This window comes from Brevundimonas sp. TWP3-1-2b1 (assembly GCF_049896165.1).
Classification (GTDB): domain Bacteria; phylum Pseudomonadota; class Alphaproteobacteria; order Caulobacterales; family Caulobacteraceae; genus Brevundimonas; species Brevundimonas subvibrioides_B.
Genome location: NZ_JAFCTT010000006.1, coordinates 39,825 through 63,841, shown reverse-complemented (window position 1 = coordinate 63,841; position 24,017 = coordinate 39,825). Strand labels below are relative to the sequence as shown.

20 protein-coding genes and 1 pseudogene are annotated in these 24,017 nt (G+C 67.9%); 8 read left to right on the top strand and 13 right to left on the bottom strand.

The features are described from left to right. Nucleotides 1–4: 4 nt before the first annotated feature. Nucleotides 5–1,315, bottom strand: a complete 1,311-nt coding sequence (locus ACP7AB_RS07335) for an RcnB family protein (protein WP_425989686.1) — start codon at nucleotides 1,313–1,315, stop codon at nucleotides 5–7. Between the two features lie 174 nt (nucleotides 1,316–1,489). Here ACP7AB_RS07335 and ACP7AB_RS07330 point away from each other — a divergent pair, with 174 nt between their 5' ends. Next, entirely contained in the window at nucleotides 1,490–2,209 is a 720-nt protein-coding gene (locus ACP7AB_RS07330) for a glutathione S-transferase N-terminal domain-containing protein (RefSeq protein WP_425989687.1), read from the top strand. 199 nt (nucleotides 2,210–2,408) lie between these two features. Further along, entirely contained in the window at nucleotides 2,409–2,720 is a 312-nt protein-coding gene (locus ACP7AB_RS07325) for a sel1 repeat family protein (protein WP_298163465.1), read from the top strand. 393 nt (nucleotides 2,721–3,113) lie between these two features. Here ACP7AB_RS07325 and ACP7AB_RS07320 read toward each other — a convergent pair whose 3' ends face one another. Beyond that, entirely contained in the window at nucleotides 3,114–3,839 is a 726-nt protein-coding gene (locus ACP7AB_RS07320) for a polysaccharide biosynthesis/export family protein (RefSeq protein ID WP_425989689.1), read from the bottom strand. A 94-nt stretch (nucleotides 3,840–3,933) separates the two neighbouring features. Here ACP7AB_RS07320 and ACP7AB_RS07315 point away from each other — a divergent pair, with 94 nt between their 5' ends. Further along, the gene (locus ACP7AB_RS07315) at nucleotides 3,934–5,397 is read left to right on the top strand and encodes a GumC family protein (RefSeq protein ID WP_425989691.1); all 1,464 of its coding nucleotides are present in this window, start codon (nucleotides 3,934–3,936) and stop codon (nucleotides 5,395–5,397) included. 49 nt (nucleotides 5,398–5,446) lie between these two features. Next, nucleotides 5,447–6,148 (top strand): hfsB, encoded by a 702-nt coding sequence (locus ACP7AB_RS07310; RefSeq protein WP_425989693.1) that lies wholly within the window; start codon nucleotides 5,447–5,449, stop codon nucleotides 6,146–6,148. Between the two features lie 59 nt (nucleotides 6,149–6,207). On the opposite strand, the gene ACP7AB_RS07305 is transcribed toward ACP7AB_RS07310, so the two are convergent. The 5 genes from ACP7AB_RS07305 to ACP7AB_RS07285 form a co-directional block, all read right to left on the bottom strand. Beyond that, complete coding sequence (locus ACP7AB_RS07305; protein WP_425989695.1) at nucleotides 6,208–7,143, bottom strand: glycosyltransferase family 2 protein; 936 nt, start codon at nucleotides 7,141–7,143, stop codon at nucleotides 6,208–6,210. Beyond that, the gene (locus ACP7AB_RS07300; RefSeq protein WP_425989697.1) at nucleotides 7,143–8,078 is read right to left on the bottom strand and encodes a glycosyltransferase family 2 protein; all 936 of its coding nucleotides are present in this window, start codon (nucleotides 8,076–8,078) and stop codon (nucleotides 7,143–7,145) included. Before ACP7AB_RS07300 ends, ACP7AB_RS07305 begins: the two co-directional genes overlap by 1 nt. Beyond that, nucleotides 8,075–9,523, bottom strand: coding sequence for a polysaccharide biosynthesis C-terminal domain-containing protein (locus tag ACP7AB_RS07295; RefSeq protein WP_425989698.1), 1,449 nt, complete (start codon nucleotides 9,521–9,523; stop codon nucleotides 8,075–8,077). Before ACP7AB_RS07295 ends, ACP7AB_RS07300 begins: the two co-directional genes overlap by 4 nt. Next, nucleotides 9,523–11,097 (bottom strand): exopolysaccharide biosynthesis polyprenyl glycosylphosphotransferase, encoded by a 1,575-nt coding sequence (locus tag ACP7AB_RS07290; RefSeq protein ID WP_425989700.1) that lies wholly within the window; start codon nucleotides 11,095–11,097, stop codon nucleotides 9,523–9,525. Before ACP7AB_RS07290 ends, ACP7AB_RS07295 begins: the two co-directional genes overlap by 1 nt. Nucleotides 11,098–11,179: 82 nt before the next feature. Then, the gene (locus ACP7AB_RS07285; protein WP_425989702.1) at nucleotides 11,180–12,298 is read right to left on the bottom strand and encodes a CapA family protein; all 1,119 of its coding nucleotides are present in this window, start codon (nucleotides 12,296–12,298) and stop codon (nucleotides 11,180–11,182) included. Between the two features lie 179 nt (nucleotides 12,299–12,477). On the opposite strand from ACP7AB_RS07285, the gene ACP7AB_RS07280 reads away from it, so the two are divergent. From ACP7AB_RS07280 to ACP7AB_RS07265, 4 genes are read left to right on the top strand one after another with little or no spacing between them, the layout of a single operon-like run. Beyond that, entirely contained in the window at nucleotides 12,478–15,354 is a 2,877-nt protein-coding gene (locus ACP7AB_RS07280; RefSeq protein ID WP_425989704.1) for a TonB-dependent receptor, read from the top strand. Nucleotides 15,355–15,369: 15 nt separating this feature from the next. Beyond that, nucleotides 15,370–16,953: an AbgT family transporter gene (locus ACP7AB_RS07275; RefSeq protein ID WP_425989706.1), complete on the top strand. Its 1,584-nt coding sequence runs from the start codon at nucleotides 15,370–15,372 to the stop codon at nucleotides 16,951–16,953. Continuing rightward, nucleotides 16,950–18,809: a CocE/NonD family hydrolase gene (locus ACP7AB_RS07270; RefSeq protein WP_425989708.1), complete on the top strand. Its 1,860-nt coding sequence runs from the start codon at nucleotides 16,950–16,952 to the stop codon at nucleotides 18,807–18,809. The genes ACP7AB_RS07275 and ACP7AB_RS07270 overlap by 4 nt, the downstream gene beginning before the upstream one ends. 9 nt (nucleotides 18,810–18,818) lie before the next feature. Continuing rightward, nucleotides 18,819–19,742 carry a LysR substrate-binding domain-containing protein gene (locus ACP7AB_RS07265; RefSeq protein ID WP_425989709.1) on the top strand — a complete coding sequence of 308 codons (924 nt, stop codon included), beginning with the start codon at nucleotides 18,819–18,821 and terminating at the stop codon, nucleotides 19,740–19,742. Between the two features lie 456 nt (nucleotides 19,743–20,198). On the opposite strand, the pseudogene ACP7AB_RS07260 reads toward ACP7AB_RS07265, so the two are convergent. The 6 genes and pseudogenes from ACP7AB_RS07260 to ACP7AB_RS07235 form a co-directional block, all read right to left on the bottom strand. Then, nucleotides 20,199–20,328 (bottom strand): annotated as a pseudogene (locus tag ACP7AB_RS07260) (FAD-dependent oxidoreductase); the annotation flags it as partial. A 10-nt stretch (nucleotides 20,329–20,338) separates the two neighbouring features. Beyond that, nucleotides 20,339–20,968, bottom strand: coding sequence for a maleylacetoacetate isomerase (maiA, locus tag ACP7AB_RS07255; RefSeq protein WP_425989711.1), 630 nt, complete (start codon nucleotides 20,966–20,968; stop codon nucleotides 20,339–20,341). Between the two features lie 10 nt (nucleotides 20,969–20,978). Next, nucleotides 20,979–21,671: a fumarylacetoacetate hydrolase family protein gene (locus ACP7AB_RS07250; protein ID WP_425989713.1), complete on the bottom strand. Its 693-nt coding sequence runs from the start codon at nucleotides 21,669–21,671 to the stop codon at nucleotides 20,979–20,981. After that, entirely contained in the window at nucleotides 21,668–22,003 is a 336-nt protein-coding gene (locus tag ACP7AB_RS07245; protein WP_425989715.1) for a hypothetical protein, read from the bottom strand. The genes ACP7AB_RS07250 and ACP7AB_RS07245 overlap by 4 nt, the downstream gene beginning before the upstream one ends. A gap of 120 nt (nucleotides 22,004–22,123) precedes the next feature. Next, the gene (locus tag ACP7AB_RS07240; protein WP_425989716.1) at nucleotides 22,124–22,723 is read right to left on the bottom strand and encodes a cupin domain-containing protein; all 600 of its coding nucleotides are present in this window, start codon (nucleotides 22,721–22,723) and stop codon (nucleotides 22,124–22,126) included. Between the two features lie 14 nt (nucleotides 22,724–22,737). Further along, nucleotides 22,738–23,895, bottom strand: a complete 1,158-nt coding sequence (locus ACP7AB_RS07235) for an aromatic ring-hydroxylating dioxygenase subunit alpha (RefSeq protein ID WP_425989718.1) — start codon at nucleotides 23,893–23,895, stop codon at nucleotides 22,738–22,740. Nucleotides 23,896–24,017: the final 122 nt, after the last annotated feature.

Sequence of the window (24,017 nt, the reverse complement as noted above, 5' to 3'; positions counted from 1 at the left end):
GGCGCTACCAGCGCCAGGCGTCTTGGATGACCTCGATGATGTAGCCGTCGTAGCTGTCGATCAGATAGATCGTGGTGTCGACGGCGACCCACTGGGTTCCCGGAGGCGGGTAGCCCAGGCCGTAGGTGCGGTAGTCGCTCAGGCTGTAGCGCCAGAAGATCGAGGGCAGGTAGTCGCCCTGATAGTAGCGCTGGCCAAAGTATTGCCTCGGCACCGAGTAGTAGCCGTAGTTCGGCGCGAAATAGAAACCTGAGCGGAAGCCGGTGTAGCCCCGGAAACCGCGATCGTTGCGCCACCAGTCATTGCTGCGGCCCCGGTTCCAGTCGCGACGCCAGTCGTTCTGGTTCCAGCGATTGCTCCAGCCACCGTAATCGCGACGACCGTTGCGGTCCCCCTGCCAGTTGCGGCCGCCGTTGTTGCGGTCTCGGTCCCAGCGGCCGTTGTTCCCGCCGTAGCCCCATCCGCCGCCGTTGTTTCCGCCGTAGCCCCATCCGCCGCCGTTGTTGCCGCGACGATCCTCGTAGGCCCCGCGAACATTGTAGCAGACCAGCAGGCCGTCGTTGTTGCCGATGTCGCTGGACGAGCAGCGCGCCAGTTCGATCGAGGTGCCACGGACGTTGCCGCGCATGTCGCGGCAGTCAGCATAGAGCCGACCCTGGTTGACATAGGACCCGCTGCAGCTGTCAGCGAAGCTGCCGCGCGGGGCGACTCTTTGGGGGCCGTTGCCGTCGTCCATCGCCGGCGCGCTTTCCTGGTCGCGGCCGTTCCGGCCACCTTCGCGATCGCGTCCATCGTTGCCGCGATTCCAGTCCTGTCCGTCGTTTCCGCCACGGTTCCTATCCAGGCCACCGTTCCCGTTGTCGTCACCGTCCGGGTTCCAGCCGCCGCCGCCATAGTCCTGGGTCGGGGGCGCAGGAGGCGGTGGTGTCTCCTCGGTAGGCCAGGTCGGCTGATCCGGGCGGGTCGAGCCGCCGCCGTTGCTGCCATCGTCGCCGCGGTTCCAGCCGCCGCCGCCGCCGCCGCCATCTCCACCGCCCCGGTCCTGATCGCCGCCGTCGTTACCGCGGTCGTCGCGGCCACCGCGTTCACGATCCTGGGCCGGCGGTTGAACTGCGGGCCTCTCGGACACCGAGTTGCGGACAGGCGGAGCCGGTTCGTCGGACTGGTACCGTGCGCCCGAGTCGTTCGACGGCGGGGACGGGTCGGACTGTTGCTGCTGTTGCTGCTCCTGATCCTGGGCAAGGGCCAAGGTGGGCAGGCCCGCCGGGATGGCCAGGGCGGCTGCAGCGGCGAAGGCCGTCAGCATCGATTTCATATCGCTTCTTCCCCGCACGCCGGTTCTCCGGCGGCTCGTGATGACGGTCGTCTTTCGTCCATGAACGGTGGCTGAACGACGGTTCAGGCGCTTCTGACGGTTCATGACGGGCTTGCGGCCGAGGTGCGGGCGGCCCAGATCAGATCCCTGATCCACCGCGAAGAGCTTGCCGTCATGACCGCCCCGATCGAGCTCTGGTACTGGCCCACGCCCAACGGCTGGAAGGTCTCCATCGCCCTGGAGGAGATGGGACTGGCTTACGAGATGAAGCCGGTGAACATCGGCGTGGGCGAGCAGTTCACGCCGGAGTTCCAGGCGATCAGCCCCAACGGCCGGATGCCCGCCATCGTCGATCCCGACGGGCCGGGCGGCGCGCCGCTGTCGATCTTCGAGAGCGGGGCGATCCTGCAGTACCTCGGCAACAAGTCCGGGAAATTCTATCCGGCCGACGTCCGTGCGCGGGTGGAGATCGACCAGTGGCTGTTCTGGCAGGTCGGCGGCCTGGGGCCGATGGCGGGGCAGACCCACCACTTCCGTCAGTACGCTCCGGCGATCATCAAGGACCAGAGGCAGATCGCCTATGGCGTCCGCCGCTACACCGACGAGACGCACCGGCTTTACGGCGTCATGGACCGGCGGCTGGCGGATCGCGACTATCTGGCGGGCGACTATTCCATCGCCGACATGGCGGCCTGGCCCTGGATCCTCCCGGAGCACCAGGGCCAGGACCTGGCGCATTTCCCGCATCTGGCGGCCTGGATGGAGCGGGTCGGAGAGCGGCCGGCGGTGAAGGCCGGACGGGCGCTGGGCGACGAGATGCGGCGCAACCTGGCGGCCTCCGGCAAGGCGGCGGAAGAGGCGCGGAAGGTGCTGTTCGGTCAACGGGCGCGTTAAGGTCCGCAGCACTAAGGTAAACGCCGTCTTGACGGTATATTTCGGAGGCGTGAATCGATTGTCGAGTATTCATTCCTCCTTTACTGAAAAGAGTTTGCAGCTCCGGGCGCTGTTAACTTTAACTTCAAACCGGGGGTATTTGATCACGGTCGAAGGGCGGGTCCAGAACGGACGTCCGCCATCGCAAAGGACGACCGTGATGAACGCGCAAGAAACCGCGCCGGAACTGCACAACGAGGTCGAAGCGGCCCCGTTGCCCCTGCCCACCGCCGACATGGACGGCGACGCCCTGTTCCGGCTGGGCATGATGTATTCGTCGGGATCGGGCGGCTGCCCGATGGACCGGGTCTCGGCCCACATGATCTTCAACCTGGCGGCCATGAAGGGCTCGATCGAAGCCCGGGTCTATCGCCGCGAGATGTCCGAAGAGATGGAACGCGACGAGATCGCTGAGGCCCAGCGCGCAGCCCGTCGCTACATCGACGCCGGCGTGGTCAAGCTGGCCGCCTGAGGCTTTCGAGACGTTTGCACTCTGGAAAAAACAGGGTGCAAGAGTCCAGATCGTGGAGCTTTCGGCGCGATGACGTTGAAAAGTATCCAGATTGCGTGTGAGGACGGATTGCACTGTGGTGCAATTGTCGGACGCTCCTGACCCAGGATTTCGGCGCCCGTGATCGACTTGTCAAAGACCCGGTCGATAGATGTGGAGCCCGTGCTGGCCGCCGCAAGAGGCAGATAAGAATAAATTCTGCTCTCCGCCCCCGTCGTCCGTCATTCTCGGGGCGCGGAGCGAACCCGAGAACCCAGCCTCACGGGCGTTGTGACGGCATGGTGCAGGCGTTGAGAGCGGTGAGGCTGGGCCCCCGGGTCGAGCCCGAGGATGACGTAGATCAGGGGCGGCCGCCTAGAACTGCTGGTACTGGCCGTTGATCGTGTAGTTGAAGCCGACGGGCAGGGCCGCCTTCACCTGGGTGAAGAAGTTGGCCAGTTCGCCGAGCGTCGAGCGTGGCACATACAGGACGTCGCCGCGACGCAGGGCGATGACCTCGCCGCGACGCTGGCGCAGATCCACCACCCGCATCATCCGCACGCTTCCCGGTCCTCGACGGATCAGGGCCACCTGCTGCGGCCGGGCGCTGGGCAGGAAGCCGCCGGCCTGGATGATGGCCTGATAGGCGTCGATGTCGCCGTTCATGTCGTAGACGCCGGGGGTGCGCACCTCGCCGTCGACCCAGACCTTTATCGGCCCCGCGGTCTTCAGCGTCACCTCGACCACCGGCCGCACCAGTTGCGACGCGTAGGCCGAGCTGAGTTCGTATTCGAGTTCCGACAGAGTCCGGTCCGCCGCCATGGCCTGGCCGATCAGGGGCAGGGCGATGCGACCATCCGGACCGACCCGCAACGTCCGCGTCAGCTCGGTCGCCGTCGGCGTCGCTACCTCGATCTCGTCGCCGGGGTAGAGCAGGTATTCGGGTTCGTCGTCGGTCCAGTCGGCGAAAGCGATGTCGTTGAAATCGCCCTGCTGGACACGCACGCTGCGCGACGTTGACGGGCCCGAGGCGCAGCCGGCCACGGACGACGCGACCATGGCCGCAGCCATCGTCCAAAGAATCTGACGCCGATCGAACATAGGGAGACCCTCGCCAGTTATGGGTAACGCATGGTTAACGCGGACAGGCGAAGGATCGGAGACGGTTCACTCTCCCACGGATTCGCCAGTTCCCATGCGTTCGGCCCCCACGACAGCCTATGTCTCGGCGCGACCGCGCTACGGGCTGTTCGACGTGATCGGCCTGCTGTTCCGCGAACTGCTGGTCATGATCCTGGTGTTCGTGCTCGTGGTCGCCATCGGCGCCGCGGCGGTCATGACGCTGAAGAAGACCTACACGGCCGGGGCCAGCCTGCTGGTCAACGCCGGTCAGGAATATGTCTACCAGCCGCGCGTCGGCGGGCTGGCGGATCGCCAGTCCCAGCCGCCCGCCGTCGGCGAGGTCGCCCAGGCCGAGGCCGGCATCATCGGCACGCGGGAAGTGAAGCTGAGAGCCGTGCGCGCGCTGGGGCTGCCGTTCTTCCAGAAGCCGGGAAAGGTCTCGACCGACCCCGTCGCCAGGCAGGAAGGCGACGCGATCAAATTCATCAACGACGGCCTGAGCATCGGCACCACGCCCCAGGGCGCGACGATCGGCCTGGGCTTCGAGAGCGACAGCGCCGAGAAGTCGGCGCGGGTCCTGAACGCCATCATCGACCAGTATCTGATCTATCGTCGCGAAGTGTTCCAGGATCGGTCCACCCCGGCCATCCAGACACAGCGTCGGGTGTTCGAGGACGAACTGGCCGACGTTGACGCGGCCTATGAGACCTTCCTCGCCACGAACGACATCGGCGATTTCGCTGCGACCAAGACGGCGCTGGCTGCGGTGTATCAAACGATCCTGGCGGACAAGTTCTCGGTCGAGAGCCAGTTGAACCAGGCGGCACGGCGACTTGAGACACTGGAAGCGCAGCAGGAGCGTACGCCCGCCGAGGTGACCCTGCAGCAGGACCTGAACGTCTCGGCCCAGGACCAGATCCTGCAACTGCGCACCGAGCGCGAGCAGCTGCTGGCCCGCTATCAGCCCGACAGCCAGCCGATCCTGGACATTGAGGCCCGGATCGCCGGCCTGCAGGCGTACGTCGCCAGCGGTACGACGGTGGGGGCCAAGGAGGTTCGTCTGGGGCCGAACCCGGTCTGGACCGAGCTGGAGACGACCCGGATCACGACCCTGGCGGAGCGGGATTCCCTGTCGGCGAGGCTGTCGTCGGTGAACCGGCAACTGGCCGATGTTCAGGAGCGCCAGGCACGACTGACCCGTGAAGAGTCGCAGAACTCCACCCTGACCTCGAACCGCGACGTCCTGACGGCGTCGATCCGCGAGTTCCAGCAGCGTGAGACCCAGAGCCGGGCCGACAACGGACTGGTCGCCGCCGGGGCCGACAATGTGCGGGTCATCGAGCGGGCGGCGGCGCCGACACGGGGGACCAGCATGAAGCTGCCTCTGCTGGCCCTGGTCATCCTGTTCGCCGGCTTTACGGCCCTGTGCGTCGGTCTGCTGCGGGTGTTCACGCGGCGCGGCTATGCGACGCCGGCCATCGCGGGACGGACGCTGGAGATGCCCGTTCTCGCTGTCGCCCCGATGAAGGCCCATTGAGATCATCGTGTTAGCCTTCGGGCCCAGAGTCATCGCGTAACCGATTCGAATGGTCGATCTCACATCAGAAATGGCGGGCCTCTGGGCCGCGCTGGGATCGGCCCCCGCGCACCGTGGACGGGTCATCCAGTTCGCTTGCGCCAACTCCGGGGAAGGCGCCTCGACCGTCGCACGCGAGTTCGCGCGGCTGGCGGCGGTGCGGGCGCGCAAGCCCGTCTGGCTGATCGACGCCGACCTGGCCCAGCCGACGCAGCAGGAGGCGGTGGCCGGAGAGCCCGAGCGGTTCGGACGGCTGGGGGCGGCGGCGTCGTCGTCTCCGAATGGGTCCAGCTTCTTCGCCGTGACGCCGCCGGTGATGGGGCGGGACAACAAGCCGATCGCGCCGGCGCGGCTGATGACGGCGCGGCCCTGTTTGGGCGGGCGGCTGTGGATCACGCGGTTCCGGGCCGAGGTGCTGAGGTCGGGCCAGAGGGCGGAACCCCTGCCGGATCCGCGCTACTGGGATGCGATGCGGAAACATGCCGATACGGTGGTGATCGACGCCCCGGCGGCGGATCGCAGCGACCTGTGCATCACCCTGGCGCCCTATGTCGATGCGACGGTGCTGATCGTGGCGGCGGAGAGCACGGCGGCGAACGAGCCGGTCATTCTGCGTGACGAGATCGAGTCCGTCGGCGGGCGGATCGCGGGCGTGGTGGTCAATCGCTCGACCTACAGCCCTCCGGCCTTCCTCAGGCGGCTGACGGGCTAAACTCCACCCCTTCGTCATCCTTAGGGCGCGAAGCGAACCCGAGGATGACGGAGGGTGGGCTAGGCGGTGTTGGTGGCGTTCAGGCGGGCCAGTTCGCGCGCGCCATAGAAGCGAGGCTCCAAGCCTTTCATCCAGAAGATCTTTCCGAGGCCGCGCGCGGCCTTGTCCATCATGCGGGCGCGTGAGGGATGGGCGATGACGGTCAGGGCGATGGCGGCGAGACCCCAGACGAGGGCCTGTGCGGCACCGACGACCATCCAGCGGACGACGCCGGGCCAGTTGTTTGCCTTGGCGGCAGTCTGGCTGGGGCCCTGGCCGTAGGCGAAGGCGCGCGCCAGGGCGTAACGCAGGGTGGCGCGGTGGGGCGGGGCGAACTCGTCGACCCAGGCGTCCGCGGCCCAGCCGAACGTGCCGCCGCGCGCCTGTAACGCCGCGAACAGGGCGTCGTCCTCGCCGCCGGACTGATCCGCCGCGACGTCGAAGGGGGCGGGCCCGGGCAGGGCCGTGGCCCGGATCATCAGGGAGTTGCCGCAGCCCCAGGGCTTGTCGATCCGTTGGGTCCGGGCGGGGCCTTCGCGGCCGAAGAAGGCCTCCAGATAAGGTCTGGCCCAGCCGGCAGCTTCGGGCACGCGACCGGCGATGGGGCCGAAGACGACGTCGGCCTTCGTCTGCTCCAGGGCGGCGAGGAGGGCGGCGAGCCAGGTCGGGGAGGCGGCCTCGTCGTCGTCGAGGAAGGCGATCCGGGGGGCGTCGGTCATCGACAGGCCGGCGTTGCGGGCCGTGGCGACGCCGGGGCGGGGCTCGTGGCGGTAGATCAGGGGGCAGGGGCTGACGGCGGCCAGGCGGGTGACTGTGGCCGCCGCCGTCCCGGAGGGGTCGTTGTCGACGACGACGATGGAGGTCATCGGCGCCGTCTGGGCGAACAGGGAGCGCAGCGCCCGCTCGAGGCTCTCCGGGCGGCGCATGGTCGGCACGATGACCGACACGGGCTGCATCACACGGCCTCGGCGTAGAGGGCGGCGCGATAGAGACGCAGCGAGAAGGCGCGGGCCTTTGTGGGCATCCAGGTGGTGGTGGCGGCGCGCTTGATCCAGGGACGAATGGCGCCGATGGCGGGGATCTTCTTCAGCAGGCGGGCGGCCTTGTAGCTGGGATAGGTTCCGACGATGTCGGGATGGCGGGCGACGACGCGGGCGAAATTGCTGGCGGACTGTTCGTATTTCCCGGCCAAGGCCTCGACCGTGTCCAGACCCATATGGGTGGCCGGATTGTCGACGTGGACGACGGTGAAGCGCCGCGAGACGCGCATGGCCCACTCGACATCCTCCCAGCCCCAGCCGGAGAACGCGGCGTCGAAGGTCTCGGCCTCGAAGACGTCGCGGCGGACCAGCAGGTTGGAGGTGAAGACGTATTTCTCCGGCGTGCGGGCGCGCTCCTGGTAGGGGACGCAGTCGCTCTTGGCGGCCATGGAGCGATGGACCTGGAAGCGGGAGTCGGTCGGGGCCTGCAGCAGGGAGAAGCCGCCGAAGGCCACGGCCGGGTCCTCGCGCGCGACCAGCTCGGCCCAGGTCCACAGGAAACGGCGATGGTCGGGGCGCATGTCGCTGTCGAGGAACAGGAGCGAGCCCGCGCGCGCCGCTGTGGCCAGACGGTTGCGGCCCTTGGAGCGGCCTTCGTTCTTCGTCAGCGTGATCAGGCGGGCGGGGAGGGCCATCGCCCTGATGCGAGTCTGCAGGCTGGCGGTCAGGTCCGGGTCGTTGGTGCCGTCGTCCATGACGATGATCTCGACGGCGCGGTCGACGGCGCCGGCCTCCTCGTCGAGCAGTTGGAGCAGTTCGGACGGGTCGTCGCGCAGGAAGGGGATCAGGACCGAGACGGCCGGCTTCGCACCCCGGCGTCGGGCATTGTCGGTGATGACGGGACGGCTCATGCGGTCGCTCTCCGGGACAGGCGGCCGCCGATCAGGCGGGAGGCGAGGTCGCGGACCCCGGCGGCGTTCAGGACCATGACGACGACGCCGTAGACGATCGCGCCGACCCCGGCCTTGAGGATCAGTTCAGCGACGCCGCCGAGGGCCGGCAGGGGCAGGACGGCGGCGGCCATGGCGGCGGAGGCGATGCCGCAGCGAACGAGGGTGTCCCAGGGGATGGGCATCTGGACGATGCTGCGACCCATGCCGATCGAGGCGAGGAGGCCGATGGCGAAGCTGGTCGTCGTGGCGATGGCGGCGCCCATAACGCCCATCACCGGCACCAGGATCAGGTTGAGGATCACGTTCGAGCCTGCCGGGATGCACAGGGTCAGCAGGAGCCTGTCGGTGCGGCGGCCCAGAACGAAGGACTGGCTGAGGTAGTAGGCCGTCGAGCCGGACAGCAGGGCCGACAGGGCGATCCACGGGGTGACCGAGGCGGCGACGGAGCGCAGGTCCTCGCCGATCATGAAGTCGGCGAGCGGGCGCGCGACGAGCGCCACGCCGACGGCGGCAGGCAGGCCGATCAGGATGAAGGTCGAGGCCTGTTCACGGGCGGCCTTCATGAAGGCGTCGCGGCTGCCGCGCTCCCACGCCATGATCAGGGCGGGCGTGCCGGCCGCGCCCAGCCAGATGAACAGGACGTCGAGGGTGCGGTTCGCGAGACTGTAGCCCGCGTGATAGGCGCCGACCGCCGCCGGACCCATGTAGATTTCGAGCAGGAACCGGTCAGTCGAGGCCATGATCAGCGACAGCCCCAGGCCGGCCGCGATCGGATAGCCGTAGCGGGCGTAGGAGCCGAGCCGGTCGCGGTAAAGGATTCCGCCCCGCGCCCGTTTCAGCTCGCCCGGCAGGACGAAGGGCAGGACCAGCAGGGGGCCGACGGCAAGGCCGATCAGGGGTGAGGCGGCGCCGACGCCGTGGAAGGCGCAGAAGGCCCCGATGGCGAAGCCTCCGAGGGTGACGGCGATGTCCATCCCGGCCGATCTGGTCACCTCGCCCGAGGCGCGGAACCGCTCCTGCGCGAGCTTGGCGAAACATCGGATGGGGATGCCGACGAGACCGGCGGCGATGGCCAGCTTCAGCCCCGGACCGATGGGGACGGCCCACAGGATCAGCCCCGCGACCGGCAGGGCGGCGAGTGTGACGACAGCGGCGGTGCGGTACAGCGTCAGGAAATGGTCGGCCAGGGACTGGCCTTCCTCGGCCGCCCAGAAGCGCGCCATGGCGGCTTCCAGCCAGCTGAAGGTCCCGACGTGAATCAGGGTCATGACCGAGAAGGCGATGGCGTAACGGCCGAAATCCTCGGCCGACAGCAGGCGGGTGAAGACGACGATGGCCCCGAACCCGACCAGGCCCTGGATGATGTTGGCGGGCAGATAGCCCCATACGCCGCGCCAGAACATCAGCGCACCGCCGCGCGATCGCCGAGCAGGACGGGGATGGTGACGAGCATGATCCAGAGGTCGAGCCACAGGGACTGGCGCTCGATGTATTCGATGTCGAACTGGACCCGGCGGCGGACGTCCTGGGCGGAGTGCAGGGGCCCACGCGAGCCCTTGATGGCGGCCCAGCCGGTCATGCCGGGCTTCATGCGGTGGCGATGGGCGTATTCGGCGACGAGGCGGGCGCTCTCGACTGCGCCGGTCTTCATGCCGATGGCGTGAGGACGGGGGCCGACCAGAGACATCTCGCCCTTCAGGACGTTGAAGATCTGGGGAAGCTCGTCAAGGCTGGTGGAGCGGATGAAGCGGCCGATGCGGGTGACGCGGTCGTCATCGGTGGTCACCTGACGGCTGGCGGTGGCGTCGGCGGCGTCCTGGCGCATAGAGCGGAATTTCCAGACCACGATCTCCTCGTGGATGAAGCCGTGGCGGCGCTGGCGGAAGAAGATCGGGCCGGGGCTGTCGAGGCGGATGGCCAAGGCGGTCAGGGCCATGACGGGGGCCAGCAGGATGAGGGCGACCGTGCCGATGATGATGTCCTGGATCCGCTTGTTGAAGGCGCGGCGGTCGTCGTCCACCCGGCCGTCGAGCGAGGCCAGGGGCGCGCTGGCCAGACGGTCGAGGGCGGCGCTGCGTTCGCCGGCGTCGGCCGGGTCGACCAGCAACCTGACCTCGTTGGGCAGGGCCGACAGGCGGGCGGTCAGTTCGCGGACGCGCTTCTCGGCCCTGGGGTCGATGGCGAGGACAATCTTGTCGACATAGGGCGTCATCCGGTGGGTCATCAGCGCCTCGGCGTCGCCCAGGACGGGCACGCCGACCACGGTGTCCGGCGAGCGGGCCAGACGGTCGTCGAACACGCCCAGCACATTGATGTCGCGGCGCTTGAGCGCCTCCTTGATCAGGGTCTCGGCGTGGCGGGTGGCGCCGACCAGGACGATGTTCGGCGTCAGGGCGCCCTTGGCCCGCCAGCCGGCGACGAGGTCGCTCCAGCCCATGTGCAGGACATAGAGGCTGACGGTGATCAGGGCGGTCCAGATGATGTAGACGGCCAGGGTCGCCCCGCCTGCGAGGATGGCGTCCAGCAGAATGGCGGCGAGGCCGCCGAGCAGCGCGAGGCCGGCGACGGCGGCCAGATGCAGGGGCGTCTTCTGCCCGCGCGCGAAACGGTAGAGGCCCAGCGACCGCATCAGGCCGAGGACGATGGTCGCGCCGACCGCCAGCGGCACGGCGGCGGACAGGGGCGCGGCGAGAAGGCCGGCCGGCGTCATGGCCCAGAGGATGGCGACGGTGATGATCGAGACCGCGGCCACGTCGGCGCTGCGGAACCAGTGGACGGCGAGGCGCGAGGCGTGCCGCTGGCGCGCGTTCAGCCAGACCTCGGGTCGGAAGGGGCCGCGTCGCGCGGCGCCGTCCGCCTGGCGGCCGGCCACGGACTGCGCCGCCAGGGCCTGCAATCCTGACGCGTCGAGCCGCGCGTCGGTCTCGCCGGCGTCGGCAAGCGCCGATGCACGGCCAATGTCGATGGCGCTGGTCATGGCCGCCATCCTGCACAGGGGCCGTGGATGTCGCGTTAACGCGGCGGCGCGCGACCTACCGGTCGTGAGGGAGTGATGTCCGTCAGGCCGTCCTGAGCGTCCCGCGCGTTCCGCGACGCTCCAGATGTCCGCCGATCGCCGCCGACTGCACCGCCAGCCGCGCCAGGATGTCGGCCGCTTCCCTATCGCCGGCCAGGGTGGGGAAACCCCGGGTGGCCTGATCCTCGGGGCCGCCCAGGCCGACTTCGTTGAGGACCAGGGGCGTCAGCTCCACGCGGACGGGCCGGTCGCCGTCGATCGTGATCGAGGCGATCACCCCCTGCCACGCCGGCGGCGGGTAGGCGCCCTGCGGCTTCTCGGTCTGGAAGATGAAGTTGCCGAGGCCGAACAGGAGAGGGCGGCCCCGCCAGGCGGCCATGCCCTGGAGAACGGGTGAGCCGTGGCCGACGAAGACGCTTGCGCCAGCATCGATGCAGCGTCTGGCGAAAGCCTGTTGCCAGGCCGGGACCTGGCTGTTGTCCGGCTCCCAGTCGTGGTTGTGGTGGCAGGCGATCACGGCGTCGGAGGCGGCGGCGGCCTGCCGGATGGCCGCCAAAATCCGCGCCTCGTCCTCGGCGAGCGGGGCGCCCGTCGCATCGCGCCGCAACTCGTTGACGCCCGGATGGTCAAGGGCGGCCGCGCCGCCGGGGCGGACCTTGCCGGTAGCGAAGCCGATCGCCGAGACCTTGCCGGCCGAGGTTTCGAGGGTGGCGGGAGCTGAGGCTCGCGCCAGGTCGGCGCCGCTCCCCGTCGTGCGCAGGCCCGCCGCTTCGATGGCGTCCAACGTGTCCAGAATGCCGCCGCTGCCCAGGTCGAAGGCATGGTTGTTGGCTGTCGTCAGCAGACCGACCCCGGCGCCTTTCAGGGTCTCCAGGATCTCTGGTCCCGAGGCATGCAGCGTCAGCAGTTCCCGCGTCGGCGCCCCGGCGCGCGGGCCACGAATGACCGTCTCCAGATTGGTGAAGACGGCGTCGGCTCCCCCGAGCGCGCGGACCACGCCGGCCCGTCCGGGCCATTCTGCGGGCGTCGGCGCATGTTCGATCAGGGCCTGACCCAGAAGGTCGATACGCAGGCCGCCGGCGCCGGGCGTCGCCGCGCCACACCCCGACAGCGTCGCCATCGCTCCTATGCCCCAGACGAGTTGCCGCCGATCCATCGCCATGTACGCCTCCGCACCGGATCATACGTTTCAAGGACTGCAGACCGATAGGTCATGCGCCGGGCGCATGACGTGATACGAAATCGCCATATTGTTGCAGACGTGGCGGGCCCGCTGCGACTGTTGCCCCCAGGGGGCCGATCCACGATCGAGGAACGGCAAGGACAACGGGAACCATGATTATGGCGACGACGACTTCCATCCGGACACTGTGCCTGACCGGCTCGGCGCTGGCGGCGCTGACACTCGGCCTGCTCGCATCACCGGCCGCGGCGCAGACGCCGGTCGCACCTCAGGACGACACGTCCTCGGTCGATGAGATCATCGTGACGGGCTCGCGCATCCAGCGACGCGACGCCGACTCGGTCGGGCCGCTGCTGACGCTGACCGCCGAGGACATCAAGAACTCCGGCGCCGTGTCGGTCGGCGACCTGCTGCAGCGTCTGCCGTCCGCGGGCGTCAGCCTGAACAGCAACGGGACGCAAGGGACCTCCTACGGAGCCTCCTCCATCAACCTGCGCTACCTAGGCGGGGCCGAGGGCAGCGGCAACCGGGTGCTGGTGCTGGTGGACGGTCATCGCTGGGTCGATGGCGTGGGCCAGCGCGGCTTCCGTGACTTCGTCGATCTGAACACCATTCCGCTGGGGATGATCGACGGCATCGAAGTGCTGAAGGACGGCGCCTCGGCCATCTACGGCGCCGACGCGATCGCCGGGGTGGTCAATATCCGCACCATCCGCGACTTCGACGGCCTTCGCCTGAACACCCGCGCGGGGATCACGTCAGAGGGTGATGGCGAGCAGTATTCGGCCGTCGCCAACTGGGGCCGCCGGTTCGAGAACAGTTCGGTGGTGCTCTCGGCCAGCTATGCGCGCGAGGACGAGATCCTGACGTCGGACCGCGACCTGACCACCCTCAGCCTGGTGCCGCTGATTGCCCCGGGCACCAGCCCGCGCGGCCTGTTCATCCTGCCGGGCCTGTCGAACAACGCCTATTTCGGAACCGCGACGGGATTCGCCACTTCGGGAACGCCCGCGACCCAGATCGCCCTCGGCAACTACGGCGCGGGCAGCCTGGCGGACAACAGTTTCCGGACCGCGACCCTGCCGGAGGACTTCTACAACACCCAGGCCCAGGGCATCTATTCGGCGGGACCCAGCGAGCGCTACGGCCTGTACGGTCGCTTCCGCGCCGACCTTTCGGACAATGTCTCGGCCCACATCGAGGGTCTCTACAACCGGCGTCAGTCGAACCAGATGTTCTCGCCGGTGCTGCTGGATATCGGCGGCACGTCCGGGACCATCCGGGGCTATTCCCTGGCCAACAACCATCCGTTCAACCCGTTCGGCACGGCCAACGGCGTGCCGACGGCCAATGCGCTGGCCTTCGCTGCGACCTCGGCCTGGCGGGTGCGCAAGGTGATGACCGACCTCGGCAATCGCGACAACATCCAGGACGTCGAGACCTGGCGCATCGGCGCCGGGGCCGAGGGTACGTTCAACGGCTTCGGTCGCGAATGGTCCTGGGACCTGAACGGCAGCTGGTCGCGAAACGAGATCCAGTCCTCGGCCCTGAACGGCGTCAACTACGAGCGGCTGTTCCGGGGGCTGGGCGATCCGGCCAACTGTCTGGCCTCGGCCGGGTGCGTGCCGATCAACCTGTTCGGCCCCATGACGGCCGATATGGCCAACTCCATCCGCTTCACCACGCGGGAGTCCAACTCGACCGAGCTGTTCGACGTGACCTACAATATCACGGGCGAACTGTTCCAGTTGCCGGCCGGGCCGCTGTCGGTGGCGGCGGGCTACGAATATCGCCAGAACAAGGCGACCGACACGCCGGACGCCTATGCCAACTCGACGCCCGTATTCCTGTCGAACATCTATACGACCACGACGGCCCAGACGCGCGTGCCGACGGTCGGCGAATACAGTCTGCACGAAGGCTATCTGGAGGTCGCCATTCCGCTGCTGGCCGACATGCCGATGGCGCACAGCCTCGATCTGAGCCTGGCGGCCCGTTATTCGAACTACGACACCGTGGGTGACGCCACGACGATCAAGGCGGGCGTGGGCTGGAGGCCGGTGGAGCCGTTGTTGATCCGCGGCACCTATTCCCAGGGCTTCCGGGCCCCGTCGATTCTTGAGCTGTTCCAGGGCGGGCGCGAAGTCAGCATCCAGGCGATCGACCCCTGCAACGGCGGCGCCGCGGCCCGTCCGACCCTGCCGGGCTGCGCCGGCATCCCGGCCAACTACAACCAGGCGAACTTCAACCTGAACGGCCTGATCCCGGGGACCACGTCCGGCAACCGCCAGCTGGAGCCGGAAACGGCTGACACCTTCAGCGCCGGCTTCGCCTTCCAGCCCGACGCCATCCCCGGCCTGACGCTGACCGCCGACTGGTATGACATCAAGATCAAGGACGCGATCGCCTCCCAGGCTGCGGCCCAGATCCTGGGCCTGTGTGCGGCGCGCGGGGGCGCCTTCTGCGATCTGGTGGCCCGTGACCCGGTGACCGGTGCGGTGACCCGACTGACCCAGGGGTCGCAGAACCTCTCCGAGATTCGCACCTCGGGCATCGATGCGACGATCCGCTACGAGTTCGACACCGGCATCGGCCGTTTCGCAGCGGTCCTCGACACCTCGTATCTGGATGAATTCACTACCGTCAGCCCCGACCCGACCGGCGGTCCCGACATCCTCGACGAACGCGCCGGGAAAGGCGACCGGGCGCGCTCGACCTATCCGCACTGGAAGGGACAGAGTTCGCTGCGCTGGAGCGACGGCGCCTGGAGCGCCCTCTGGCGTGGCCGCTACATCGGTGAGAGCACCGACATCGTGAACACGGTCAAGGACGCGACGACCGACGCCATCTTCTACAACGATCTGGAGGGCAGCTACGCCTTCAACATGTTCGATGCGACGGTCTCGGTCGGGGTGAACAACCTGTTCGACGAACAACCGCCCGCTTCCTATGCAAACGCGCCGATCAACTACGACATCTACACCTATGACGCCCGGGGTCGCAGCGCCTACATTCGTCTCGGGCTCCAGTTCTAGAACCCAGGTTCCGGCATGACCGACATGAATGGCCCATCCCCGACGGCGCGTCGGGGATGGCTGGACCGGGTCGAGCGGCTGGGCAACGCCTTGCCCGACCCGGTCTTCATCCTGGCGGGATGTATCGGGGTGCTGGTCATCGTGTCCGTCTTCGCGGCGGGTTCGGGCTGGAGCGCGGTCAATCCGGTGACCGGCGACCGGCTGGCCACCCAGAGCCTGCTGTCGTCGGAGAACGTCGCCAGACTCTTCGTCGACATGCCCGAGACGCTGACGCGGTTCCCGCCCCTGGGTCTGGTGCTGGTGGTCATGCTGGGTGCGGCAGTGGCCGAGCGGTCGGGCCTGTTCGCGGCGCTGCTGGGCGGAGGCGTGCGCCATCTGCCGACGCGCTTCCTGAGTCCGGCAGTCTTCATCATCGGCCTGTTCTCGCACCATGCGGCCGACGCGGCCTATGTGGTTCTGATCCCCCTGACGGCGCTGGTGTTCGCGCGGGCGGGACGGCATCCGCTGGCGGGCGTGGCGATCGCCTATGCCGGAATTTCAGGCGCTTTCGCCGGCAACATCATCCCCGGGCAGTTCGACCTGCTGATGCTCGGCATCACGGCGCCGGCCGCGCAGCTGATCGACCCGAGCTATGGCGTCAATCCGCTGGGGAACTGGTGGTTTACCCTGGCCATCGGCGTTCTGTTCACCCCCATCGCCTGGTTCGTGACGGACCGGATCATCGAGCCGCGCCTCGGCAAATGGTCGGGTCAGCTGCCGGAAGGCGTCGCCGAGGCCGATGACATGGGCGTGCTCGATGCGCGGCAGCGGAAGGGCCTGATGCTGGCCGGTCTGGTTGCCTTGGCGGTCGTGGGTCTGTTCGCCGCCCTGACCCTGTGGCCCGGAGCGCCGCTGATCGATGCCGAGGCGGTCGGACCCCGGCGACTGGCGCCCTTCTACGGAGCCCTGGTGGCGGCCTTCATGATGCTGTTCCTCGGCTGCGGCTGGGCCTATGGCGCGGCCGCGGGGACCATTGCCAGCCACCGCACCCTCGTCCGGATGATGGGGGAGGGGATGCGCGACATCGCCCCCTATATCGTGCTGGCCTTCTTCGCCGCCCACTTCGTCGCCATGTTCTCCTGGTCGAACCTGGGGCCGGTGCTGGCGGTCCGGGGGGCCGAGGCGCTGACCGCCCTGTCCATGCCCAAGCCGCTGCTGCTGGTGTCCTTGCTGGGCATGTCGTCCGGTCTGGATCTGGTGATCGGTTCGGCCTCGGCCAAGTGGAGCGCGATGGCGCCCGTCGTCGTGCCCATGATGATGCTGCTGGGCGTCTCGCCGGAGATGACCACGGCCGCTTACCGGATGGGCGACTCGATCTTCAACATCGTCACGCCGCTGGCCAGCAACTTCCCGCTGGTGCTGATCATCAGCCAGAGGTGGAAGCCCGATTTCGGCATCGGTTCGATGATCGCCCTGATGCTGCCCTACAGTATCGCCTTCGGCCTGGCCGGGATCGCGCTGGTGACCCTGTGGGTGTCCCTGTCGCTGCCGGTCGGTCCGGGCGCGCCCGCGACCTACAGGCTGCCGCCGCCCGCCATCGCCGCGCCGGCGATTCCATGAGCGCGGCGCCCCACCCCCGACCGGGTGAGGACATCGTTGTCCTGCGCGACGTCATGGCGTCGATGCGTGACGGCGTGCGTCTGGCCGCAGACATCTATCTGCCGGCCGGCGCGGGTCCGTTCAGCGTCATTCTGGAGCGGACGCCTTACGACAAGCGGGGAACGAACCACGCCGACCGGACGGCCGCCGATCCGACGCCGCGTTCCAAGCCCGAGGTCGCGGCCGACTTCGCGGGCGCCGGATACGCCTACGTGCTTCAGGACTGCCGGGGGCGTTCGGCCTCCGAGGGCGTCTTCTCCAAATACCTGAACGAGGCCGACGACGGCTACGACACCCTGAGCTGGATCGTGGACCAGCCTTGGTGCGACGGGCGGATCGGCATGACCGGCCTGTCCTATTCCGCTCACGTCCAGGCGGCCGTGGCGGCGCTGGGCCATCCGGCACTGGCCGCGATGTTCATGGATTCAGGCGGGTTCTCCAGCGGCTATCACAGCGGCATCCGCCAGGGCGGGGCCTTCGAGCTCAAGCAACTGACCTGGGCCTACAAACACGCGCTGCAGGCGCCGGCGACCGCCGCCGATCCGGCGCGCAGGGCTGCGCTGGAGGCTGAGGACATCGGCGTGTGGGTGCGGGTGAATCCCTGGCTGCCCGGCCATTCTCCCCTGACCGCCGCCCCGGAATACGAAGACTTCGTCGTGCAGATGTGGGCGCGCGAGACCTTCGGTCCGTTCTGGACGCAACCCGACCTTTGCGCCTCCGCCCACTACCAGCGGTTCACCGACGCGCCGATGGTGTTCATGAGCAGCTGGTACGATCCCTATGCGCTCGCGGCGACCGAGAATTTCGCCGCTCTCAGCCGCATGAAGGCGGGCCCGGTGCGGCTGGTGATGGGGCCGTGGACCCATGGGCAGCGGTCGGTGACCTTCGCAGGAGACGTCGATTTCGGGCCGGAGGCGACGCTGGACGGTCATCTGGCGGATGACTACCTGCGTCTGCGCCTCGACTGGTTCGACCGCCACCTGCGCCGGAACCCTGCGGTCGCGGACCCGCTGTCGTCGCCGGTCCGGCTGTTCGTCATGGGCGGCGGGACCGGCCGTCGCACGGCGGAGGATCGACTCGATCATGGCGGGCGCTGGCGCGACGAGGCGGACTGGCCGCCGCCCGCCGTCGAGGCCACGGCCTTCCACCTCTCGGGCGACGGAGGTCTGTCGCGCGCGATCCCCGAGGCGGGCGAGCGCTCCTGGCGGCACGATCCGGACAATCCCGTTCCCACCATCGGCGGCGCCATCGCCTCGGGCGCGCCCCTGATGGAGGCGGGGGGCTTCGACCAGCGGGAGACCTTCGACCTGTACGGGGCCTCCATGCCGGGCAGGGCGCTCGCGGACCGCGACGACGTCGTCACCTTCCAGACCGAGGTTCTGACCCAGGCGGTGGAGGTCACCGGGCCGGTGTCCGCCCGGCTGTGGATTTCCGCGAGCGCCCTGGACTGCGACGTCATGATCAAACTGGTCGATGTCTATCCGCCCAATGCCGACTATCCCGAGGGATACGCCCTGAACTTGACCCATGGCGTGCTGCGCCTACGCTTCCGCGACGGGTTCGAGGCCGCGCATCCGATGCGGCCGGGGGAAGTGTATGGCGTCGACATCAAGGCCTTCCCGACGTCCAACCTGTTCGCGGCCGGTCATCGGATCCGGCTGGACGTTTCGGCCAGCAACTTCCCTCATTTCGACGTCAACCCGGGCACGGGTGTCCCGGCCGGCGAGGCCAGCGACCCTGTCGCTGCGACCTGCGCCGTGCATTTCGGGCCTGACACCCCGTCGCATATCGTGCTTCCGATCCGGCCGATCGCCTAGGGTCATGCCATGACGCCGGACGCCGACGGCCGTCAGACGATCCGGCTGAGAGCGCTCCGGATCTTCAACGCGATCGTCCGGCTGGGCTCGGTGACCGGCGCGGCGCGCGCCCAGGGGCTGAGCCAGCCCGCCGCGAGCCGGTTGCTGGCCCAGCTCGAACGCGACGTGGGGTTCGAACTGTTCCATCGCGATCGCGGACGGCTGATGCTGACCGCCGACGGACTGCTGTTGCATCAGGAGGTGGAACGCGCGCTCGACAACGTCGATCGCGTGCAGTCGCTGGCCCGCGACATCTCGGACTTTCGCGTCGGCCACCTGCGCCTCGTCGCCCCGCCCAGTTTCCTCGAAGCGATCCTGCCCGACATGATCGAGCGCTTTCTGGAGCAGTACCCCCAGGTGCATGTGTCGATCGATTCCCATGGCGTCGAGGTCGCCAAGGCGATGATCGCGTCGCGGACGGTGAACGCCGGCTTCGTCAAACTGCCGCACAATCGCGCCGACCTGCGGACCGAGACGGTGCTGGTCAGCGAGAGCGCCTGCGTCCTGCCGGTCGGCCACCCGCTGGCGGCACAGGAGACGGTCGCGGCGGCGGATATGCGCGGCGTGCCGCTGATCCTGCTGGGCCAGGGCCAGCGTTTCCGCGCCCAGGTCGAGGCCGCCTTTGCCGACGCCGGCGTGGTGCCGAGGGTCAAGGTCGAGACCCATACGATCGCCTCGGCCTGTGCGCTCGCGTCTCGCGGCGTCGGCGTCGCCATCGTCAACGAGAGGCTGGCGAAGGCCTATGTCCGGGAGGGCACGGTCCTGCGGCGGTTCACGCCCGGCATCCGCCATGAATACGGCTTCGCGACCTCGGCCAACTCCGGCCCTGATCGCCTCGCAGAGGCGTTCCTCGGCGTCGTCCGGGCCAATCTGCGTAGTGAGCCCGAAATCTAGTACCGCCCGGCCTTGAGCCGTCGCAAGGCGGCCGTCCCATGCTCTGTGCGGACGGCGCCGTCAGGCGAAACAGCGATCGGTAGAACCTCCGACAGTCAACGCCATCTGGTCAGCAGACCGACCCTCCGGCTTTTCCGGGGCGGTGCGGCGAACGCCTGGGCCGCAGTGGTTGGCTGAATGGCGCTGTCGGAGCCTTGAGCTCGATATCCTGATTGGGATCTGGTCCAGCGGACTCCATCAGGCCCTGTCAGCCTCCCGTGCAGCCAGTTCTTGATCAATTATCATACGTCTGTGCAACTGGACGCCGATCCGTTTTGGAAAGGGCGACATCATGGCGGCCGAAGCGGGGGAAACGACGCGGCCGACCGGTCCTGTCTTCACCGTCCATATCGACCTGGCCACTCCGATCGTCATCGGCCCGGTGGAGGGTGGCTTTCGACGTGTCATTCCGATCCGGGGTGGGCGCTGATAGGGGGGCGACCGGCTCATCGCCGATCAGGACGATCTCGCCCTCGAAGCCAGAGGCCTTCAACAGGGACGCGACGGACCCACCAGCGTGTCCGGCTCCGACGACGACGACCTTCATGGTGGCGACCCTATTCCGCGTCCGGTTGCAGGTCGGGATGGGTCTCGGCGAAGGCGGGAAGGGCCAGGCAGGCGGCCTCGATCGCCGCGAGGCGGGGCCAGCGTAACTCGACGCCGAAGCGGCGGGCGTTCGCCATCTGGGGCACCAGGCAGATGTCGGCGAGGGTGGGCGTATCGCCGAACGCATAGGGCCGCACCTGCCCGGCCACGAGCGTCTCCAGCGCATCGAAGCCGCCGCCGATGACGTCCCGGGCCCAGCCGTTGGTGTCGTCCGGTGTCTGGCCGCGCGCCTGAAGGGCCTTCAGCACCCGCAGGTTCTGTACCGGGTGAATGTCGCAGGCGATGACCTGGGCGAAGGCGCGAACCCTGGCGCGCATGACCGGGTCGGAGGGCAGCACGGCCGGATCGGGATACTGCTCGTCCAGATACTCGCAGATGGCCAGGGACTGGGTCAGGACCGCGCCGTCGTCCAGGATCAGACTCGGCAGCAGCCCCTGGGGATTGACCGCCAGATACTCGGGCGACAGCTGTTCGCCCTTGCGCAGGTGCTGATAGCGATGCTCGACGGTCAGACCCTTGAGATGCAGCGTGATACGGACCCGCCAGGCGGCCGATGAACGGAAATAGCCGTGCAGGATCATCGTCAGGGTCTCAGTGGCGGGCCGGGCCGACGGTGACCGTAAGCGTGCCAAGCCCGTCGATCGCGCCGACCAAGGTATCGCCCTGAACCACGGGCCCGACCCCCGCCGGTGTCCCCGTATAGATCAGGTCGCCGGGCTCGAGGCGATAGAATCTGGACAGGTGGGCGATCACCTCGGGCACTGACCAGATCAGGTCGGCCAGGTCGCCGGTCTGTCTGGTCACGCCATTGACGGTCAGGGTGATGGCGCCCTTCGATGCATCGAACCCGGCAGCCGTATGGATCGGTCCCAGCGGCTTGGACTCCTCGACGTTCTTGCTGGCGTCCCAGGGGCGGCCGGTGTCTCGGGCCGCGAACTGCAGGTCGCGGCGGGTCATGTCGGGGCCGATGGCGTAACCATAGACCAGGTCCAGGGCGTCTGCCTCGTAGACCTCGCGGCCCGACTTGCCGATGGCGATGACCAGCTCGATCTCGTGCTGATAATCCGAGGTCGCCTGCGGATAGGCGATAATGCTGCCGTCCGGGACGACGGTCTCGGCCCAGCTGGTGAAGAAGAAGGGCGGTTCGCGGTCGGGATCCTTGCCCATTTCGCGGGCGTGGGCGGCATAGTTGCGGCCGATGCAGAACAGGCGACGGACAGGGAAGCTCTCGCCGTTAGTGGTCGGCGCCAGAACGGTGGGGGCCGGCTCGAAGGTCAAGGTCACGCGTTTTCTTCCCTGAAGAGGTTCAGTTTTTCCTGGCAGGCCCGGTCGGAGTAGCCGAACAGGACCAGGGTGTCTTCGGCCTGGAACCTTAGCGCCGTCCAGGACGGCACGACCAATACGTCGCGACGGACGAGGGGCATGGGCTTGTCGTCCAGCCAGGCCGTCCCGGATCCCTCGACGACGACATAGATGCTGGCGTCGGTGGATCGTCGGGTCTTCGTCTCGAACCCGGCAGGCAGCAGGCGGACGTGGGCCGAGATGGTCGGCATGATCGACCCGCCGTCGGCCGGGTTGGTGAACTCCAGCGCATGGCCCAGATGCGGATCTGGCACCGCCGAACTGGCGAGGCGGTCCAGGGCCGGTCGCCATTCGGCATAGGGGTAGTGGAACAGGGGCTGATGCTGTGGGCGCCGATCCGCCGCGCTCCCGCGCAGAGGCCGCAGATTGTGGCCTTAACGGCTGGAGGTGTCGCCGGGCGGGACGGTCTCGGGGTGTGCGTCGGCGCCGAGCTTTTCGGAAAAGCTGGCGTCGAAATGGCTGACGGTCGGGATGTCCAGGCCATCCAGCCAGATCATCGGGCTGTCGGTCGGATTGCCGTGATCGTGCCACTGCCCACCCGGCGTCAGAACCAGATCAAAGGGGCGCATGATCGCCTTTTCGCCATCGACGGCGGTAAAGGCCCCTTCACCTTCCATCACGAAGCGAAGCGCGCACTGGGTGTGGCGGTGGCAGGGCGCGACCTCGCCCGGGAGGATCAACTGCAGGCCCGCGTACAGGCTGGTGGTGATGCGCGACGCTCCGGGCAGGCCGGGGTTTTCAAGGATCAGAACGCGGCGCTCGGCCTGGGCAGCGCTGATCAGGTCGCCGGCGCGCATCAGATAGTCGCGCGCGGCGTCATAGGACCATTTGTGCGCCACCACAGGCGAGGTCGGCTGTGGCGTCACAAGCGAGGCCAGCACCTCCCAAAGCGGCGTCAGACTGGCCGGGCGCATCTCGTCGTACAGCGCCTGAAGCTGGCTGGACTGTTCGTTGCTGAGGACGGCATGCGACATGATTTGACCCTTCGTCAGATGGTGATGACGACGCTGTCATCAACCGCCTTGGCCCCCGGAATGCCCATGGCGTCGCAATAGGCGTTCCACACCGCGGGTGGCTGTCCGGCCTGGAACATGAAACGTTCCAGGTGACGGCCCAGGATCGGGTGCGACCTCATCTCCTCCAGCGAAATCCCGTCGATCAGGACGTCGCGTTCGGCGATCGGCAGGGTGACGAAGGCCGCGACCTCAGGATCGCGGATGACGCTCTTTGGATCCAGGCCGGCTTCGACCGCGTCCATGTCGGCCATCAACTGCTTGCGCAGCATCTGGATGCCCCGATCCGAAAGCCCCAGCTTTTCCTTGCTGCGGTCGGCGATCGTGCCCTGTCCCACCCAGGCGATGAAATCCTGATTCATGACGTGGGTGCTGATCCAGCGGCCGGTCTCGGCATCCTTGATGGGGCCGTGCCAGGTGGGGATGACGTCCTGGCGATAGGGTTCGGCGTCGGTCGGGACGCGCGTGAAAACCCAGGAGATGCTGAGTGTGTTCTCATCGTCGATCGGCACGCGCCATTCGAAATGGTCGCCGAGGAAGAAGCAGTTGGGCAGCAAGCAGACCCGGCCCACGGTCCACATGGTGTGGTCCTCGGGCAGGTCCTCGCGCTGGCGGCGGTAGATCAGGCCGTAGTCGAATTCGTCGAAGGCGACCTGCAGATGTTTGGGTCCCAACTCGGCCATGGCGTCGGTCTGGCGGCGCGACCAGTTGGTATGCAGCCACTCGAAATTCACCGGGTCGATGGAGTTCTCCTGGCACTGCAACCAGTTGCACGGGATCTCGGAAATGATGATCTGGGTGAAACCATTGGTCCAGGTGAACGGCTCCCAGTTCGGCAATTCCGGCGCGGGAAGGGGCCCCATATAGGTCCACAGCATTCCGGCGTGTTCTTTCACCGGATAGGCCGTGATGCGGACCTTGTCCTTGTCCTTGTCCTTGGCGGCGACGGTATCCTCGTAGGGCATCTCAACGCATTGACCGGCCTCGTTGTAGGCCCAGCCGTGATAGTTGCAGCGCAGGCCGCATTTCTCGACGAAGCCGTAGGACAGGTGTGGATCGGCGTCGAAATCGGACCCCATCGACAGGCAGCCTGGGCGGTTGAATTCGCTATATAAAAACACGTTGGCGCGCATACTGACTGGCGTCTCTCGGGACCCGGTCTCGCCCCAAGATATTAAGCTCATTCAATATGATATTTCATACCGGGTGGGGTCCCGCCTTGCGCTCCGATCAACACGCCGTGTGCAAGGCGAAT

Coding starts and splice junctions, on each gene's coding strand:
- ACP7AB_RS07335 (WP_425989686.1), bottom strand. CDS start 1,315: ATGAAATCGATGCTGACGGCCTTCGCCGCTGCAGCCGCCCTGGCCATC.
- ACP7AB_RS07330 (WP_425989687.1), top strand. CDS start 1,490: ATGACCGCCCCGATCGAGCTCTGGTACTGGCCCACGCCCAACGGCTGG.
- ACP7AB_RS07325 (WP_298163465.1), top strand. CDS start 2,409: ATGAACGCGCAAGAAACCGCGCCGGAACTGCACAACGAGGTCGAAGCG.
- ACP7AB_RS07320 (WP_425989689.1), bottom strand. CDS start 3,839: ATGTTCGATCGGCGTCAGATTCTTTGGACGATGGCTGCGGCCATGGTC.
- ACP7AB_RS07315 (WP_425989691.1), top strand. CDS start 3,934: ATGCGTTCGGCCCCCACGACAGCCTATGTCTCGGCGCGACCGCGCTAC.
- ACP7AB_RS07310 (WP_425989693.1), top strand. CDS start 5,447: ATGGTCGATCTCACATCAGAAATGGCGGGCCTCTGGGCCGCGCTGGGA.
- ACP7AB_RS07305 (WP_425989695.1), bottom strand. CDS start 7,143: ATGCAGCCCGTGTCGGTCATCGTGCCGACCATGCGCCGCCCGGAGAGC.
- ACP7AB_RS07300 (WP_425989697.1), bottom strand. CDS start 8,078: ATGAGCCGTCCCGTCATCACCGACAATGCCCGACGCCGGGGTGCGAAG.
- ACP7AB_RS07295 (WP_425989698.1), bottom strand. CDS start 9,523: ATGTTCTGGCGCGGCGTATGGGGCTATCTGCCCGCCAACATCATCCAG.
- ACP7AB_RS07290 (WP_425989700.1), bottom strand. CDS start 11,097: ATGACCAGCGCCATCGACATTGGCCGTGCATCGGCGCTTGCCGACGCC.
- ACP7AB_RS07285 (WP_425989702.1), bottom strand. CDS start 12,298: ATGGCGATGGATCGGCGGCAACTCGTCTGGGGCATAGGAGCGATGGCG.
- ACP7AB_RS07280 (WP_425989704.1), top strand. CDS start 12,478: ATGGCGACGACGACTTCCATCCGGACACTGTGCCTGACCGGCTCGGCG.
- ACP7AB_RS07275 (WP_425989706.1), top strand. CDS start 15,370: ATGACCGACATGAATGGCCCATCCCCGACGGCGCGTCGGGGATGGCTG.
- ACP7AB_RS07270 (WP_425989708.1), top strand. CDS start 16,950: ATGAGCGCGGCGCCCCACCCCCGACCGGGTGAGGACATCGTTGTCCTG.
- ACP7AB_RS07265 (WP_425989709.1), top strand. CDS start 18,819: ATGACGCCGGACGCCGACGGCCGTCAGACGATCCGGCTGAGAGCGCTC.
- maiA (WP_425989711.1), bottom strand. CDS start 20,968: ATGATCCTGCACGGCTATTTCCGTTCATCGGCCGCCTGGCGGGTCCGT.
- ACP7AB_RS07240 (WP_425989716.1), bottom strand. CDS start 22,723: ATGTCGCATGCCGTCCTCAGCAACGAACAGTCCAGCCAGCTTCAGGCG.
- ACP7AB_RS07235 (WP_425989718.1), bottom strand. CDS start 23,895: ATGCGCGCCAACGTGTTTTTATATAGCGAATTCAACCGCCCAGGCTGC.